At 55.7% G+C, this 13,328-nt stretch carries 13 protein-coding genes; all 13 read left to right on the forward strand.

Features of this window, described 5'->3' with window-relative positions:
• Positions 1 to 60: 60 nt before the first annotated feature.
• Positions 61 to 2,130 carry a beta-galactosidase trimerization domain-containing protein gene (locus tag EAV92_RS23020; protein ID WP_123043245.1) on the forward strand — a complete coding sequence of 690 codons (2,070 nt, stop codon included), beginning with the start codon at positions 61 to 63 and terminating at the stop codon, positions 2,128 to 2,130.
• Between the two features lie 29 nt (positions 2,131 to 2,159).
• The gene (locus EAV92_RS23025; RefSeq protein WP_123043246.1) at positions 2,160 to 2,636 is read left to right on the forward strand and encodes a GNAT family N-acetyltransferase; all 477 of its coding nucleotides are present in this window, start codon (positions 2,160 to 2,162) and stop codon (positions 2,634 to 2,636) included.
• 195 nt (positions 2,637 to 2,831) lie between these two features.
• Entirely contained in the window at positions 2,832 to 3,977 is a 1,146-nt protein-coding gene (gene ssuD / locus EAV92_RS23030) for an FMNH2-dependent alkanesulfonate monooxygenase (protein ID WP_123043247.1), read from the forward strand.
• A 24-nt stretch (positions 3,978 to 4,001) separates the two neighbouring features.
• Complete coding sequence (locus EAV92_RS23035; protein WP_123043248.1) at positions 4,002 to 4,769, forward strand: ABC transporter permease; 768 nt, start codon at positions 4,002 to 4,004, stop codon at positions 4,767 to 4,769.
• Between the two features lie 25 nt (positions 4,770 to 4,794).
• Complete coding sequence (locus tag EAV92_RS23040; RefSeq protein ID WP_123043249.1) at positions 4,795 to 5,832, forward strand: taurine ABC transporter substrate-binding protein; 1,038 nt, start codon at positions 4,795 to 4,797, stop codon at positions 5,830 to 5,832.
• A gap of 14 nt (positions 5,833 to 5,846) precedes the next feature.
• Positions 5,847 to 6,668 carry an ABC transporter ATP-binding protein gene (locus EAV92_RS23045; RefSeq protein ID WP_123043250.1) on the forward strand — a complete coding sequence of 274 codons (822 nt, stop codon included), beginning with the start codon at positions 5,847 to 5,849 and terminating at the stop codon, positions 6,666 to 6,668.
• Between the two features lie 212 nt (positions 6,669 to 6,880).
• A complete protein-coding gene (locus EAV92_RS23050; RefSeq protein ID WP_123043251.1) occupies positions 6,881 to 7,255 on the forward strand; it encodes a Na-translocating system protein MpsC family protein in 375 nt (124 codons plus the stop codon).
• 165 nt (positions 7,256 to 7,420) lie between these two features.
• Entirely contained in the window at positions 7,421 to 8,212 is a 792-nt protein-coding gene (locus EAV92_RS23055) for an ABC transporter ATP-binding protein (RefSeq protein WP_123043252.1), read from the forward strand.
• A gap of 30 nt (positions 8,213 to 8,242) precedes the next feature.
• Positions 8,243 to 9,118, forward strand: coding sequence for an ABC transporter permease (locus tag EAV92_RS23060; RefSeq protein ID WP_123043253.1), 876 nt, complete (start codon positions 8,243 to 8,245; stop codon positions 9,116 to 9,118).
• A 36-nt stretch (positions 9,119 to 9,154) separates the two neighbouring features.
• Positions 9,155 to 10,228 carry an ABC transporter substrate-binding protein gene (locus EAV92_RS23065; protein ID WP_123043254.1) on the forward strand — a complete coding sequence of 358 codons (1,074 nt, stop codon included), beginning with the start codon at positions 9,155 to 9,157 and terminating at the stop codon, positions 10,226 to 10,228.
• Positions 10,229 to 10,247: 19 nt separating this feature from the next.
• Positions 10,248 to 10,889 (forward strand): cysteine hydrolase family protein, encoded by a 642-nt coding sequence (locus EAV92_RS23070; protein WP_123043255.1) that lies wholly within the window; start codon positions 10,248 to 10,250, stop codon positions 10,887 to 10,889.
• A 21-nt stretch (positions 10,890 to 10,910) separates the two neighbouring features.
• Positions 10,911 to 12,290 carry an MFS transporter gene (locus tag EAV92_RS23075; RefSeq protein ID WP_123043256.1) on the forward strand — a complete coding sequence of 460 codons (1,380 nt, stop codon included), beginning with the start codon at positions 10,911 to 10,913 and terminating at the stop codon, positions 12,288 to 12,290.
• Positions 12,291 to 12,537: 247 nt separating this feature from the next.
• The gene (locus tag EAV92_RS23080; protein ID WP_164472908.1) at positions 12,538 to 12,894 is read left to right on the forward strand and encodes a DUF1801 domain-containing protein; all 357 of its coding nucleotides are present in this window, start codon (positions 12,538 to 12,540) and stop codon (positions 12,892 to 12,894) included.
• The last annotated feature ends 434 nt before the right edge of the window (positions 12,895 to 13,328 follow it).

A 13,328-nucleotide genomic window follows, 5' to 3' on the forward strand; every position in this document is an offset into this window, starting at 1 on the left:
GTTTTGCCGCTCCTAAATTGCTAAAATGGACATAGAGGGCGGCACAGGAGGAGAGACATCATGAGCGACTTATATCAAAAGACATATCGAGGCTATCTGGTCGACCACCATTCTCCCGATCCGCCGGTCGTGACGCTTCATAAGCTGGACGCCGGCGAGTATGAGGCGTTTTTTCGCGAAAGTCGAATCAACACCTTAATGCTTTACTGCAAGGACCACTGGGGAGTCACGTATTACGATTCCAAGATCGGCCGCCGGCACCCGGGTCTCGATAAGGACTGGATCGCGGAGTTGAGACCGATTCTGGCCCGCAACGGCATCGAATTCAACGCCTATTACTCCATTGAATATGATTCGCTCGCGGTAAACACCCATCCCGAATGGTCCGTGCTAAAAGCGAACGGGGAACAACTGAAATGCGCATCCCCGATCGCGAAATGGGGGGTGGGCTGCTACGAAACCGGCTATCGGTCCTATGTGCTCGAGCAGCTTGAGGAAATCGTCAGCATGCATCGGCCGGACAGTTTGTTCCTCGATATTTTCGGGAAATCTCTCTGTTATTGCGACCCTTGCCGGTCGAAGTTCCAAAATCGTTACGGCATGGCGCTTCCGGAGGACGAAGCGGGGCTGAAGGCACAGCATCAGCACGTCGGCGAGTTTTTAGAGGATTGCGCAACGGGGATGTACCGAGATATTTTGCGTGTCGTGAAGGGCATCGATCCCGGTCTGAAGGTCACGATCAACTTCGCGGCGTTGTACCACAAGGAGCTTCGCGACCTGCTGGATTACCAATTCACGGAGCCGTGGGCCGGCAATTGGCTGTCTGCGGCCTATGCCCGGGATACGGCCATCGGCCAATATCCCCAGCTGGGTCCGGGCGATGTCTCGGAAGTTTACAATTACAGGCCGGAAAATGTCTACAAACTCGCCGCCGCGCAAATTGCCGCCCAAGGCTGCAGGGTGTTCATGTACAGCGGCTCCCAGCATACGGACGGCACGTTGGAGCACGAGGAAGCCCGGCGTGTCGGCAGCGCATACGCCGAGGTGGCGAAGTTCGAGTCGCTGTTGAACGACCGTACGCCGGTGGCCGACATCGCGATCGTGCAAAGCGATGTATCCGCGAAAATCAAATCCGGCGATTCGATTCTGCCGAACGCCATCGGCCGACTGAAGGCGGGCAGCCGCCATCGGGAAGGCGTTCTGGGCGCCATGAAAATTTGCGATCGGTTGAACTACACGTGGCAAATCGTGCCTGAACAAACGTTGACGAAAACGTCAGCGTCGCGATATAAAGCGATCATTCTTCCAAACGTGTATTGCGTTAGCGATGAGTTGGCTGAAGTACTCGATGAGTACGTTCGCGGCGGAGGGCTTCTTGTTTCCGCCGGAGAATCGGGACTGTTCGATGCCGAAGGCCGGCCGTTAGAGGATTTCCGATTGGCAGCTTTGTACGGGTGCCGTTATGTCCGCCATGACGAGCGGTACAGCGCGAATCCGTGGAGCGGTTATTTGCAGCTGAACGATTCCCCGATGTGGAAGCATGTGCCGAAGACCACTCCTCCGGTCTCGCCGTTGCGCTTGAAAGTGGAAGCCAAGGAAGGCGAAGCTTTGGCGGCGTATATCGATCCGACCGTGCCGATTACGGCGACGACGTGGGTCAATTGGTGGTCTCCACCTCCAAGAGAAGCGACGGATGAGCCGGCTATCGTGCGGCGCTCGCACGGAGCGGGAACGGTCATCTACGCTGCATTCGACCTGTTCCGGATGGAGAGCGAGTTCCACTATGTAACGCCTCTCGTTCAAGGAATTTTCGAATCGAATTTGTCTGATGCCAAGATGCGGCTCGTTTCGGAGCATCCCGGAACCGTCGGTTTCGTAGGTTACGACAGGCCTGCCGAAAAGGCGTTGATCGTGCACGAAATCTCGCATTTGGCGCAATTGACGCAAGGGGAAGCGCCGCCGATTGCCGGGGGAACGCTGAAGTTGTCCGACTCCTGGAAGAATATTAGAAGAGCAGAGCTCGCGTATCCGGAACGCAAAGAATTGAACGTGCGACGGGTTTCGGACGGATACGAAATCGACCTTCCGGAGCTAACGATCCATCAGATCGTGAAGGTTTACTATGGGTGAGCGTCACGTGGATAAAGGAGCGCAGCCGAATGCGAATTAGATTACTTGAAGCCGATGATAACCGCGCCATCGAAGCGATTATCCGGCAATGCTTGATCGAGTTTGGAGGAAATCGTGCAGGGTTGGCGTGGGAAGACGAAAGCTTGAGCCATCTGTCCGACTTTTATGACCAAGAGGGCAGAACTTACTGGGTTGCGGAAGATGCAAACGGCAAGATTGTCGGCGGCTGCGGGATCGCGGAATTCGGTTCCGCCGAGGAACGGATTTGCGAGCTGCAGAAAATGTATTTGCTTCCGGAAGCCAGAGGCACGGGAATTGCGGCAGAGTTGCTGCAGACCGCTCTCCGGTTTGCTGAACAACGATATCAAGCCTGCTATCTCGAGACGCTGCAAGATATGAAAGCCGCGAATCGTTTCTATGAGAAAAACGGCTTTCGGAGGCTGGAAGCACCGCTGTCCGGTTCCGTCCATTTTGCATGCGACGCTTGGTATATCCGCGATTTATGATTTTGCTTAAAAAATCCGATTGACTAACTCGGAATTTGTTGATACGATCAAGAACACATACCGAGTGGCACAATCGACCGGACACGCCGGAGATTCCGTCCATCGCTTTGCAATGCGCAGAGCGGGAGGAATCTCTTTTTTTGCGTTTAAATCCGATTTTGTCAATCGGAATATAAGACATAAGGAGTGTAGACGATGGAGCTGTTTTGGTTCTTCCCCACATACGGTGACGGACGGCACATCGGCACGAATGTCGGCGCGAGGGCGGTCACGCCCGCGTACCTCCGGCAAATCGCCATGGCTATCGACGATCTCGGCTTCGCGGGAGCGCTTCTTCCGACCGGAAGGCCTTGCGACGACGCTTGGGTCGTGGCGTCCTCGCTCGTACCGTTCACCAAAAACCTGAAGTTCCTGGTTGCGGTTCGACCGGGTCTGATGTCGCCTACGCTGGCGGCAAGAATGGCGTCGGCTTTCGACAGGCTCTCGGACGGACGGCTGCTGGTCAATGTCGTAACCGGCGGCGATCCGGAAGAGTTGGAAGCGGACGGGGTCTATCTGGACCACGATTCGAGGTACGCTTTGACGGGCGAGTTTCTGGAAGTGTGGAGAAAGGTGCTTCAAGGGGAAAGCGTGGACCTTGACGGCGAACATATCCGGGTAACCGGAGCGCGCGTGTTTTACCCGCCTGAGCAGAAGCCTTATCCGCCATTGTTCTTTGGAGGCTCTTCGCCGGCGGGAATCGAAATCGCCGCGAAACACTGCGATACTTACCTGACCTGGGGAGAACCTCCCGAAGCGGTCGGCAAAAAAATCGAAGCGGTCCGCAAACGGGCCGAAGCGGAAAACCGTACTTTGAAGTTCGGCATTCGCTTGCATGTGATCGTTCGGGAAACGGAAGAAGAGGCATGGGCCGCGGCAGACGATTTGATCCGGCATTTGGACGACGAAACGATCGCGAAGGCGCAGCAGGTCTATGCCAGAATGGACTCTCACGGACAGAAGCGGATGACCGAACTGCACGGGGGCGACCGTTCCCGGCTTGAGATCAGCCCCAATTTGTGGGCAGGCATCGGACTCGTCCGCGGAGGAGCGGGAACCGCGCTGGTCGGAGACCCGCACACGGTTGCGGAACGGATCAAGGAGTACGCGGAGCTCGGAATCGACACGTTCATCCTCTCCGGCTATCCGCATTTGGAGGAAGCGCACCGGGTCGCGGAGCTGCTGTTTCCGCTGCTTCCGCTCAGCAAGCCTGGGGCCGTTCAAGTTGCGCAGCCGAGCCGGCGAACGGTCGCAGGGGAGGTGGTCGCCTATGAGCGCATTCCCACGGGAACAAGAGGATAACGCCGGCGTAACGGCGAGGTCCAGATGAGAAAGCGCCAGCTTGGCTTATCCGCCGCCGCTCTGCTGGCCGCATTCGCTGCCTGGTGGGCACTGACGGAAGCAGGCGCGGTGAATCCGCTGTTCATTCCTTCTCCCCGTGCCGTGTGGGCGGCGTTCGTGGAAATCGCGTCCTCGGGTTACAAGGGAAGCCCGCTGTCGGTCCACATCGGCGTGAGCATGATGCGTCTCGGCGTCGCATTCGGTATCGCGCTGCTGACCGCGATTCCTCTGGGGCTTCTCAGCGGATATTTCGCTTCGGTAAGGGCCATCGTGGATCCGTTCGTCGAATTTTACCGGCCGCTGCCGCCCCTCGCGTATTACACGCTGCTCGTCCTCTGGATGGGCATCGGGGACGCTTCCAAAATCGCGCTTCTTGCGCTGGCCGCGTTTGCGCCTTTATATTTGTCCGTCGTGTCGGGCGTCGCTCGGATTCCGAGAGACCGGATCCAAGGGGCCCAATCGCTCGGAGCGAGAAAATGGAGGCTGTTCGTCTACGTCATCTTTCCATCCGTTCTTCCCGACCTGTTTACCGGAATACGCACTTCTCTCGGCATGACGTACACGACGCTGGTAGCGGCCGAGATGGTCGCAGCCGTATCGGGTTTGGGCTGGATGGTGCTCGACGCGAGCAAATTCCTGCGCAGCGACGTCATTTTCGCCGGTATTTTATTGATGGGTTTCATCGCCGTCGTCCTGGACGGATTGATCCGTTTGCTCGAACGGAACCGGATTCCCTGGAGCGGCAAAGAATGAATATGAGAGTTTAGGAGAGGTCGCCATGTCGAAAAAAACAAAACGTTTCATCGTCCTGATTTCCCTGATTGCTTCTTTATCCCTGCTGCTGGCCGGATGCGGTACCGATAAGGCCAAGTCCGAAGGGAGCGGCAAGCTTCCGAAAGAGGTGACCATCGGGTACCAGGTCATCCCCAACGCGGAGCTGCTCGTGAAAACGCTGGGGTTGGCGGAGAAGAAATTCCCGGACGTGAAGATCAATTGGAAGCCTTTCGATTCGGGGCGCGACGTCAATACCGCCGTGGCTGCCGGAAGCATCGACCTCGGGCTGGCCGGCTCCGTGCCCGTCGCCATCGGCGTCGCCAATAAGCTGCCTTACCAAGTGTATTTCCTTCACGATATTATCGGGGATGCGGAATCGCTGGCCGTCCGCAAAAGCGAAGGCACCCAAAGCATTAAGGATCTGGCCGGCAAAAAAGTCGCCGTTCCGTTCGGATCCACCTCCCATTTCAGCCTGCTGTCGGCCCTGAAATCCGAAGGCGTGGATCCGGCATCCGTGACGATCCTCGACCTGCAGCCACAAGACATTCTGGCCGCTTGGCAGCGGAAAGACATCGATGGAGCATTCGTCTGGAATCCGACCCTCGGCAAGCTGCTCGCGGATGACGGAACCGTATTGGTCAGCGCGAAGCAGTTGGCCGACAAGGGCATCATCACCGCCGACGTCGGGATCGTCCGTTCGGCTTTCGCGAAGGATTATCCGGACTTCCTGAAGCAATACGTATCCGTGTTGGACGAAGCCGTTCAATCGTACCGCGACCATCCGGAAGACGCGGCCAAAGCGCTTGCTCCCGTACTCAGCACCGATGAGGCGGATGCGCTCGCCCAGACGAAACAGCTGGTTTGGCTGACGTCCAAGGAACAGCAGGATGCGAAGTATCTCGGCTCGAAGCCGGAGGAAAGCGGCTTTGCCGACGTGCTGCTTCAAACCGGGCAATTCCTGGTGGAGCAAAAGCAAATCCCTTCGGCGCCTTCTTTGGGCGACTATCAGAAAGCAATCAATCAAGCGGCTCTTCAACAGTAAGGAGGAGGAACGGAATGGCGCTTCTGGAGACGGACATCGCGGAACGGTTATCCCCGGCGGCACGCGAACAGCCTGTCATTTCGCTGCGGGGGTTGTCCCTGGCTTACGGGGCGGGGAAAAACCGTAAAGCGGTATTGAAAGACGTAAACCTGGAGATCGGGGAAAACGAATTCGTCGTCGTGCTGGGAGCGTCCGGTTGCGGCAAAACGTCCTTGCTGCGCCTTCTTGCGGGTTACGAAACCCACGAGGAGGGAGAGATCGCGGTACTGGGGAGCGAGACTCCCGCACCCCGGCCGGAGGTTGGCGTGGTGTTTCAGCAAGCTAACCTGTTCCCTTGGCTCGATATTCGCCGCAACGTGGAATTCGGTTTGAAAATGAAGCGGGTCAGCCGTCAGGAGCGAAGCCGGATCGCGCTCGAGACGATTCGCCAGGTCGGTCTGGCGGATTATCACCGCTATTTGCCCTATCAGTTGTCGGGGGGCATGAAACAGAGAGCGGCGATTGCCCGCACGCTGGCCGCGGATCCCCGGGTCTTGCTGATGGATGAACCTTTTGGGGCGCTGGACGCGATAACCCGGGAGAATCTCCAGTCCCTGCTCAAGAAAATCTGGAGGGAAACGCGGAGAACCGTGTTTTTCATCACGCACGACGTCGACGAAGCGCTGCTTCTCGGCAGCCGGATTATCGTGATGAGCGGGGCTCCCGGCCGGATCGGCCTGGATCGGGTTAATCCCTTGTTCCGGGAAGGGGAAGGCGTAGGGCAGCTGCGCCAGCATCGGGAGTATGCCGCATTGCGGGAGGAATTGCTCCGCCACCTGGAGAAGCGCGATTCATAACGGGACGGATACGTTTAAAGCGGCTGCGCGTCAGCCGCTTTTTCGTTTATTTTCCCACTTTTGAGACAGCCCCTTTTCCTATTGCGAGCACTCATATGTGATGTAAATGTGATGTTCTATTACACATAGGCTATTGACATTCGAAATTCTCAGAATATAATGAATATAAGTCAGATAAACGTCAGATAAATTTACACAAAGCGTGTGATTAAATGCCTATGACTCCCGGAAAGTTCAAGCAAGAGGTTCTGAAACACTACAACGACATTAACAAGAAAATCTTCAACACGGGTGTCAAACGGCAGGACTTGGAATGGGTCGGTAACAAGCTGCTCTTCATTTCCATCAACGCCCGGCTTCCGCTATTAAAGATTCTGGACGAGCATGATCCGGAAGTGATCACGAGGGTGCACAAAGTGCTGCACGATCGGGTCAAAGAAGAGTTAAAGGAAATGCTGGAATCGATTTTCGATTTGAGAGTCGCCGCCATCCTCAAGGACTACGATGTGATGACCGAATATTCCGGTACGATCGTAATCCTCGAACGCGACGTCCAAGAGTATCTGAAGGATACGCCGGAGCTCTAGCGATAGAGAACCGATGTTCTGTCAGTTCAAGTTCCCGATAACATCTGTCCCCTCAGGTGTCGGGTCTTGAGCTGATTTTTTTATATCTTTCGAGGGCAGGTTTCCGGTTCTTCTCTTCGAGTGGAGCTGGTTGCTATAAAACATTTGAAAGGAAGCGTGAACCTGATGGCTAACAAGGTTGAGGTGTCGGGAGTCTCCAAGTTGTTCCGCCGCAACGGTAAAGAAATTGTAGCCATGCAAGAAACCAACCTGTTCATTGAAGAAGGAAGGTTCGCCAGCATTATCGGACCCAGCGGATGCGGGAAATCGACTTTGTTCAATATCATTGCGGGCCTGATGTCCCCTTCGACTGGCAGGGTCATGGCGGACGGAAAGAATATCGTCGAGAAGGCCGGTTATGTGGGGTACATGCTGCAAAAGGACATGCTGCTTCCTTGGCGCACGATACTCGATAATATCATCCTGGGCATGGAGGTGCGGGGCGTTCCGAAGAAAGAGGCCGTGGAAAGGGCGCTTCCGCTGATGGAGAAATACGGGCTCAAGGGATTCGACAATCACTACCCCAAAGAGCTTTCCGGAGGCATGAGACAGCGGGCCGCGCTGCTCCGCACGCTTTTGTACGATCGGGATATCATCCTGCTCGACGAACCGTTCGGTGCGCTGGATGCGCAGACCCGGCTTCAAATGCAAAACTGGCTGCTGCAAATCTGGGAGGATTTCCGGAAAACCGTCCTGTTCGTGACCCATGACATCGACGAGGCGATTTATCTTTCCGATGATATTTACGTTTTTACCGCAAGGCCGGGACGCATCAAGGCTAAGATCACGGTGCCGATGGAGAGGCCGCGCAAGCAGCAGGACATGACGACGCCGGCTTTTACCGAACTGAAGCATCACCTTTTGGACTTGCTCTCCGAGGAAGTGCGGATTGCAGGCGGCCAGGAGAGAATCTCATAAAACAAAACAGAGAGAAGGAGGAGAGAAACCATGGATTCTGTAAGAAGTGAAGCCTATGTCGTCCAACCGTCCGTCATACAAGAACTTGAACCGGTTAGAGAAGCAGCTCGCGAGAAGCCGGTCGTGCAGGATGTGGAGGAACTCGAGAAGAGGCACCGCCGGGTCGTGCTGTTGGGACGGATCGCGGTCGGCATTCTCATCTTGGTCTGTTGGGAAGTTTTCACCCGCATTGGCCTCATGGACCCCTACTTCTGGAGTTCGCCAAGCGTGATTCTGAAGACCGGATGGGTCGCGGCGACAGAAGGGAGTCTGATCGGAGACGTGCTTTATACGTCCGGTTCGACGGTGATCGGCTTCGTATTGGGCACGCTGGCGGGTTCCTTGATCGGCCTAAGCTACTGGTGGTCACGCAAATACGCGGAAATCAGCGAACCGTTCCTGGTGCTCCTTAATGCGATGCCCAAACTCGCGCTCGCGCCGGTGCTCGTCATCCTTTTCGGTATCGGATTCTACTCGAAGGTGGCCCTTGCCATCGCCATGACCCTCATCGTGGCGGCATTATCGGCATACAGCGGGGTGAAGAGCGTTGATCCGGACATGGAGAAGCTGATGTACTCGCTCGGAGCGAAGAAAAGACAGGTCTTCACGAAGGTCGTCATCCCGTGGTCGATGCCCTGGATTATCAACAGCCTTCGAATCAATATCGCGCTTGCTTTGGCCGGCGCCATCGTCGGAGAGTTCATCTCTTCCCGCGAAGGCGTGGGACGCATGATTCTTTATGCGGGAACGCTGCTTGACATCGATCTGGTCTGGGTTGGCGTCGTCGTTCTGTCCATCTTGTCGATGGTCATGTACGGCGGGGTTGTCCTGCTCGAGAAACAGCTGTCCAAGAAGTTTCCGAAGTAACAAAACAAACAATCTGATAAGTGGGGGAGAATGCGAATGACTATTTTGAAAAAGACGAACCTTGGATTTCTCGTGCTGCTCTTGATGCTGACCATGGCGCTCGCCGCATGCGGCAAGAAGGGGGAAACCGCCGGTGCGGCGACCCCTTCGTCCCCGGCGTCCGCTTCCCAATCGTCGGGTACTTCCGGGGAGTTGAAGAAACTCGTCATCGCGGAGCCGATCCACAGCGTGGGCTATTTGCCTCTGTATGTGGCGCAGAAGGAAGGGTATTTCGAGAAACGCGGGTTACAGGTGGAGGTGATCACGGCAACGGGCGGCGCACACGTGACCTCGGTGGTGAGCGGCGATGCTTGGGGCGTTATCGGCGGACCGGAATCCAACGCAATGGCCAACCGCAAGAATAAGGATCCGATTGTCTCCGTCGTGAACGTCGTCAACCGCGCCAACGTATATTTGATGGCCAAAAAAGGACTGGCGCCGAAGAGTAATTCCAAAGAAGACCTGAAGGAGTTTCTCAAAGGCAAGAAAATCTCGGCCAGCCGGCATGGAGGGACGCCGAATCTGCTTACCCGGTATTTACTCATCGAGCTTGGCCTGGACCCCGAGAAGGATGTGACGCTTGAGGAGCCGGCTGACGGTTCGACGGTCGTGTCCATGGTGCAGAAAGGCATCGTCGATCTGGCCAACGGGGCGGAGCCGCAAATCACGGACGGCATTTCCAAAGGCGTGTGGGACGAGCCTTTCTACAAATTTCCGGACATGGGCGACTACTCTTATTCCGTGCTGAGTGTCCGCAAATCCTCGATAGACGAAGATCCGGCGACCGTACAGGCGTTTGTCGACGCCATTATTGAAGGCTTGAACAAGGTGAACGGTGACAAGGAATACGCGAAAAGCGCCGTGAAAGCCGAGTTCCCGACCTTATCAGACGAGAGCGTGCAAGCTTCGCTTGACCGCGCGTACGAGGACAATCTGTGGAGCAAGGACGGGCTTATTTCGGAATCCGCCCTCAAGCTCGACATGGACGTCATGTTGAAAACAGGCATTTTCACCGATCCGTACAAGTACGATGAGCTTGTCGACATGCAATTCGTGAAAAACTCCAAATAATTTGACGAGGTGACAAGAGATGAAATTCAAAGAACAGCACGTTATTCCCGAAAAAACCGCCCTGATCGTCGTAGACGTACAGAACGATTATTGCCATCCGGACGGCGCCTGCGCCAGGCGCGGCAATGACGTAAGCGGCGTGAAGGGGATGGTTCCGCATTTGGCGGCTTTAATCAACGGCGCCAGAGAGAACCGCGTTCCCGTCATTTTCATCCAAACCTTCCACGAGAGGGCGACGGATTCCGCCGCCTGGACAGACCGTTCCGACGGCCGTTCCGGAGATGTGTGCCGCACAGGTACGTGGGGCGCGGAGTTTTACGAGGTGTCTCCGCAGGCCGGCGACATTATCGTGAACAAACACCGGTACAGCGCGTTCGTGAACACGAGACTGGACTCGGTGCTTCGGACGCTGAAGGTCGAAACCTTGATCATGACCGGCGTTAGTACCAACGTCTGCGTAGAATCGACGGCCCGGCAAGGCTATATGCTCGATTACAACATCGTTCTCGCGTCTGATGCTTGCGCCGCGTTTTCGCAGAAGGCCCATGAGATGACCCTGGAAAATATCGACGGCTATTTCGGTTCGGTGGTAAAAGTAGAGCAGATTTTGAACGTATGGGCATCCCAACGCGCGGAGGTGTCCGAGGCCGTCGGCCTTTAACAGGACGCTTGGGTATCGATCATGAATCTTACCTCCCGCGACCTTGCGCGTTACGTCATCTGTCTGGGATCGTTTCTCTCCAATTTGTCCGCCGGCATGCTGAACGTCGGTCTCCTGGACATCGCGGGCGAATACGGCCGTCCTGTCGGGGCTGTCCAATGGGTAATCACTCTTTATTTACTTACGATATCCGTTTGCTTGCCCTTGATGGGCCGGCTGGGGGACTTGCGCGGCAAACGAAGCGTCCATAACATGGGATTTCTGATTTTTCTGGCCGGCTCCGTTTGCTGCGCGGTTTCCCCGAATCTGGCTGTGCTTCTGTTCTCGCGGGTGCTGCAAGGCGTTGGCGCGGCCATGTACCAGGCCACCAATATGGCGCTCGTTGTCTCGCTTGCAGTGCCGGAGCGGCGCGGCAGAGCGCTGGGTATTATCAGCACGTTCGTAGCGGCGGGAACGATTATCGGGCCCAGCTTAGGCGGTGTCGTCATACAATGGCTGCATTGGAAAGCGAATTTCTGGATTCTCGCCGCGATGGCCTGCTTGTTGTGGATCTGTGCTCAGCGACTGATCCCGGTGGACAAACCCGTTTCGCGAGTTCCTTTGGACGGCATCGGGGCGGCGCTTTTCGCCGCCGGTCTCGGCACTTTGGTCACCGCTTTAAACCTGGGCCAAACCTGGGGCTGGATGTCGCCCGCCTTGTGGTCGCTTTGGGCCGTCTGCGCCGGTCTGGCCGCTGCGTTCCTTTACTGGAGCCGGTCCCCACGGTGGCGTACGGGCGAGAGGATGCCGTTTATCCAAACCGGCGTTTTCCAAAATCCCACGATCCGGCTCGGTTTTCTTATTACCATTCTGACGTACATGGCCGCATTCTCCACTCAAATTGTGGTGCCGTTCCTTTTGCGGGGGGAGATGGGCTACGGGCCGGCGCTGGCGGGACTGATCGTGGCCGGATATCCTCTGTCGCTGATCGTCTCCGCTCCGTTGAGCGGCGATTTGTCCGATCGATTCGGCTCGAACGCCATCATGAGGCTCGGACTGATCTTGATGGCCGGCGCGCTGCTTGCGCTCAGCTTCGTGTCCGCCGGTACTTCGCTTATTTACGTATTGGGATTCATCATCCTTCTCGGTTCATCCATGGGGATGATTACTTCCCCGAACAGCAACCTTATCATGGGGAATGCCGATGAATCCCTGGTCTCTTTCATCGGCAGCATGATCGCGCTCAGCCGCAACGTCGGTATGATGTTCGGCTCGGTTCTGGCGGGCTCGCTCATGCACGCCGCCTCCGGTTACCGCAACGTATTCATCACATCCGCAGCTTTAGTCACGGTCGTCGCATTTTGGCAAGTCCGTCACGTTCGCAAGGAATGGAAACGCAAAGCCTTGTCGGCTACCCGATAAGAAGCGAAATAGATTGGTCGATTGATCAGCGGGGCTCCCGGCCGGATCGGCCTGGATCGGGTCAATCTTTGTTCCGGGAAGGGGAAGGCGTGGGGGAGCTGCGCCAGCATCGGGAGTATGCCGCGTTGCGGGAGGAATTGCTCCGCCACTTGGAGAGGCGCGATTCATAACAATGTTTCAAGCGGCTGCGCGGCAGCCGCTTTTTTCGTTTAGAATGGACTTATGTATATCCGCACAGGGGGTTAAGATGGACCCGATTCGGGAAGTCATTGAAACGTTACGGGAGATTGCCAAGGCCAACATGCCGGGTGCACATGAGTTTGTGTATCATGACGCCATCAATTATAAATTGCATGAAGCGTCGAACAGGTGGATCTGCTACATCACGGCTCACAAGAACTACGTGCGATTGGAATTTTATTTTGGGGCGAATCTTTCCGACCCTCAGAAACTTTTACAAGGCACAGGTCGGCGTATGCGTCACGTCAAAATAAAGACGGCAGAGGAAGCTCGCGCGGATGAAGTGGCGGAGTTGATTCGACAAGCTTGGGCAGAAGCGCAGCCCATCCCTGCGGATTCTCCCAATGAAAATGGACTGTTCTGATTAGTAAGAAGAGCCTGCCGGTTCGCCGGCAGGCTTTTGCTGTAACCACATCTAATCGCTTAAGAAAATGTTGCGAATCGTTTAACGGATGTTCAGAAATTGTTCAGTCGTATCTTCTATAGTTAGTTGGTTGTATTTTAATTAAGCCATTTGAAATACGCTATCATCGCAAGTCCCACAAGTTACCCGACGATCAACTAAGGCTATGGTCATCTAAGACATTGGAGGGTCATTCATTTGGTTTTTACCCCCGGATTGAAAAAGCCTCGATTTCGCTGTTCGCTGCATTCCTCCTATTTTTCAGTTTCATGCCGCCCACTCTCCCAACCGTGCATGCAGGAACCTGCATCGCTAACTGCGGTGACCAGCCTGCCACTTGGCCCTTAAGTAAGCATCTCTGCGTTCCCCCTAACAGAGCCGGGCTCAATCCCGAT

This window comes from Cohnella candidum (assembly GCF_003713065.1).
Classification (GTDB): Bacteria; Bacillota; Bacilli; order Paenibacillales; family Paenibacillaceae; genus Cohnella; species Cohnella candidum.

Coding starts and splice junctions, on each gene's coding strand:
- EAV92_RS23020 (WP_123043245.1), top strand. CDS start 61: ATGAGCGACTTATATCAAAAGACATATCGAGGCTATCTGGTCGACCAC.
- EAV92_RS23080 (WP_164472908.1), top strand. CDS start 12,538: ATGGACCCGATTCGGGAAGTCATTGAAACGTTACGGGAGATTGCCAAG.
- EAV92_RS23040 (WP_123043249.1), top strand. CDS start 4,795: ATGTCGAAAAAAACAAAACGTTTCATCGTCCTGATTTCCCTGATTGCT.
- EAV92_RS23055 (WP_123043252.1), top strand. CDS start 7,421: ATGGCTAACAAGGTTGAGGTGTCGGGAGTCTCCAAGTTGTTCCGCCGC.
- ssuD (WP_123043247.1), top strand. CDS start 2,832: ATGGAGCTGTTTTGGTTCTTCCCCACATACGGTGACGGACGGCACATC.
- EAV92_RS23025 (WP_123043246.1), top strand. CDS start 2,160: ATGCGAATTAGATTACTTGAAGCCGATGATAACCGCGCCATCGAAGCG.
- EAV92_RS23035 (WP_123043248.1), top strand. CDS start 4,002: ATGAGAAAGCGCCAGCTTGGCTTATCCGCCGCCGCTCTGCTGGCCGCA.
- EAV92_RS23075 (WP_123043256.1), top strand. CDS start 10,911: ATGAATCTTACCTCCCGCGACCTTGCGCGTTACGTCATCTGTCTGGGA.
- EAV92_RS23070 (WP_123043255.1), top strand. CDS start 10,248: ATGAAATTCAAAGAACAGCACGTTATTCCCGAAAAAACCGCCCTGATC.
- EAV92_RS23065 (WP_123043254.1), top strand. CDS start 9,155: ATGACTATTTTGAAAAAGACGAACCTTGGATTTCTCGTGCTGCTCTTG.
- EAV92_RS23050 (WP_123043251.1), top strand. CDS start 6,881: ATGCCTATGACTCCCGGAAAGTTCAAGCAAGAGGTTCTGAAACACTAC.
- EAV92_RS23060 (WP_123043253.1), top strand. CDS start 8,243: ATGGATTCTGTAAGAAGTGAAGCCTATGTCGTCCAACCGTCCGTCATA.
- EAV92_RS23045 (WP_123043250.1), top strand. CDS start 5,847: ATGGCGCTTCTGGAGACGGACATCGCGGAACGGTTATCCCCGGCGGCA.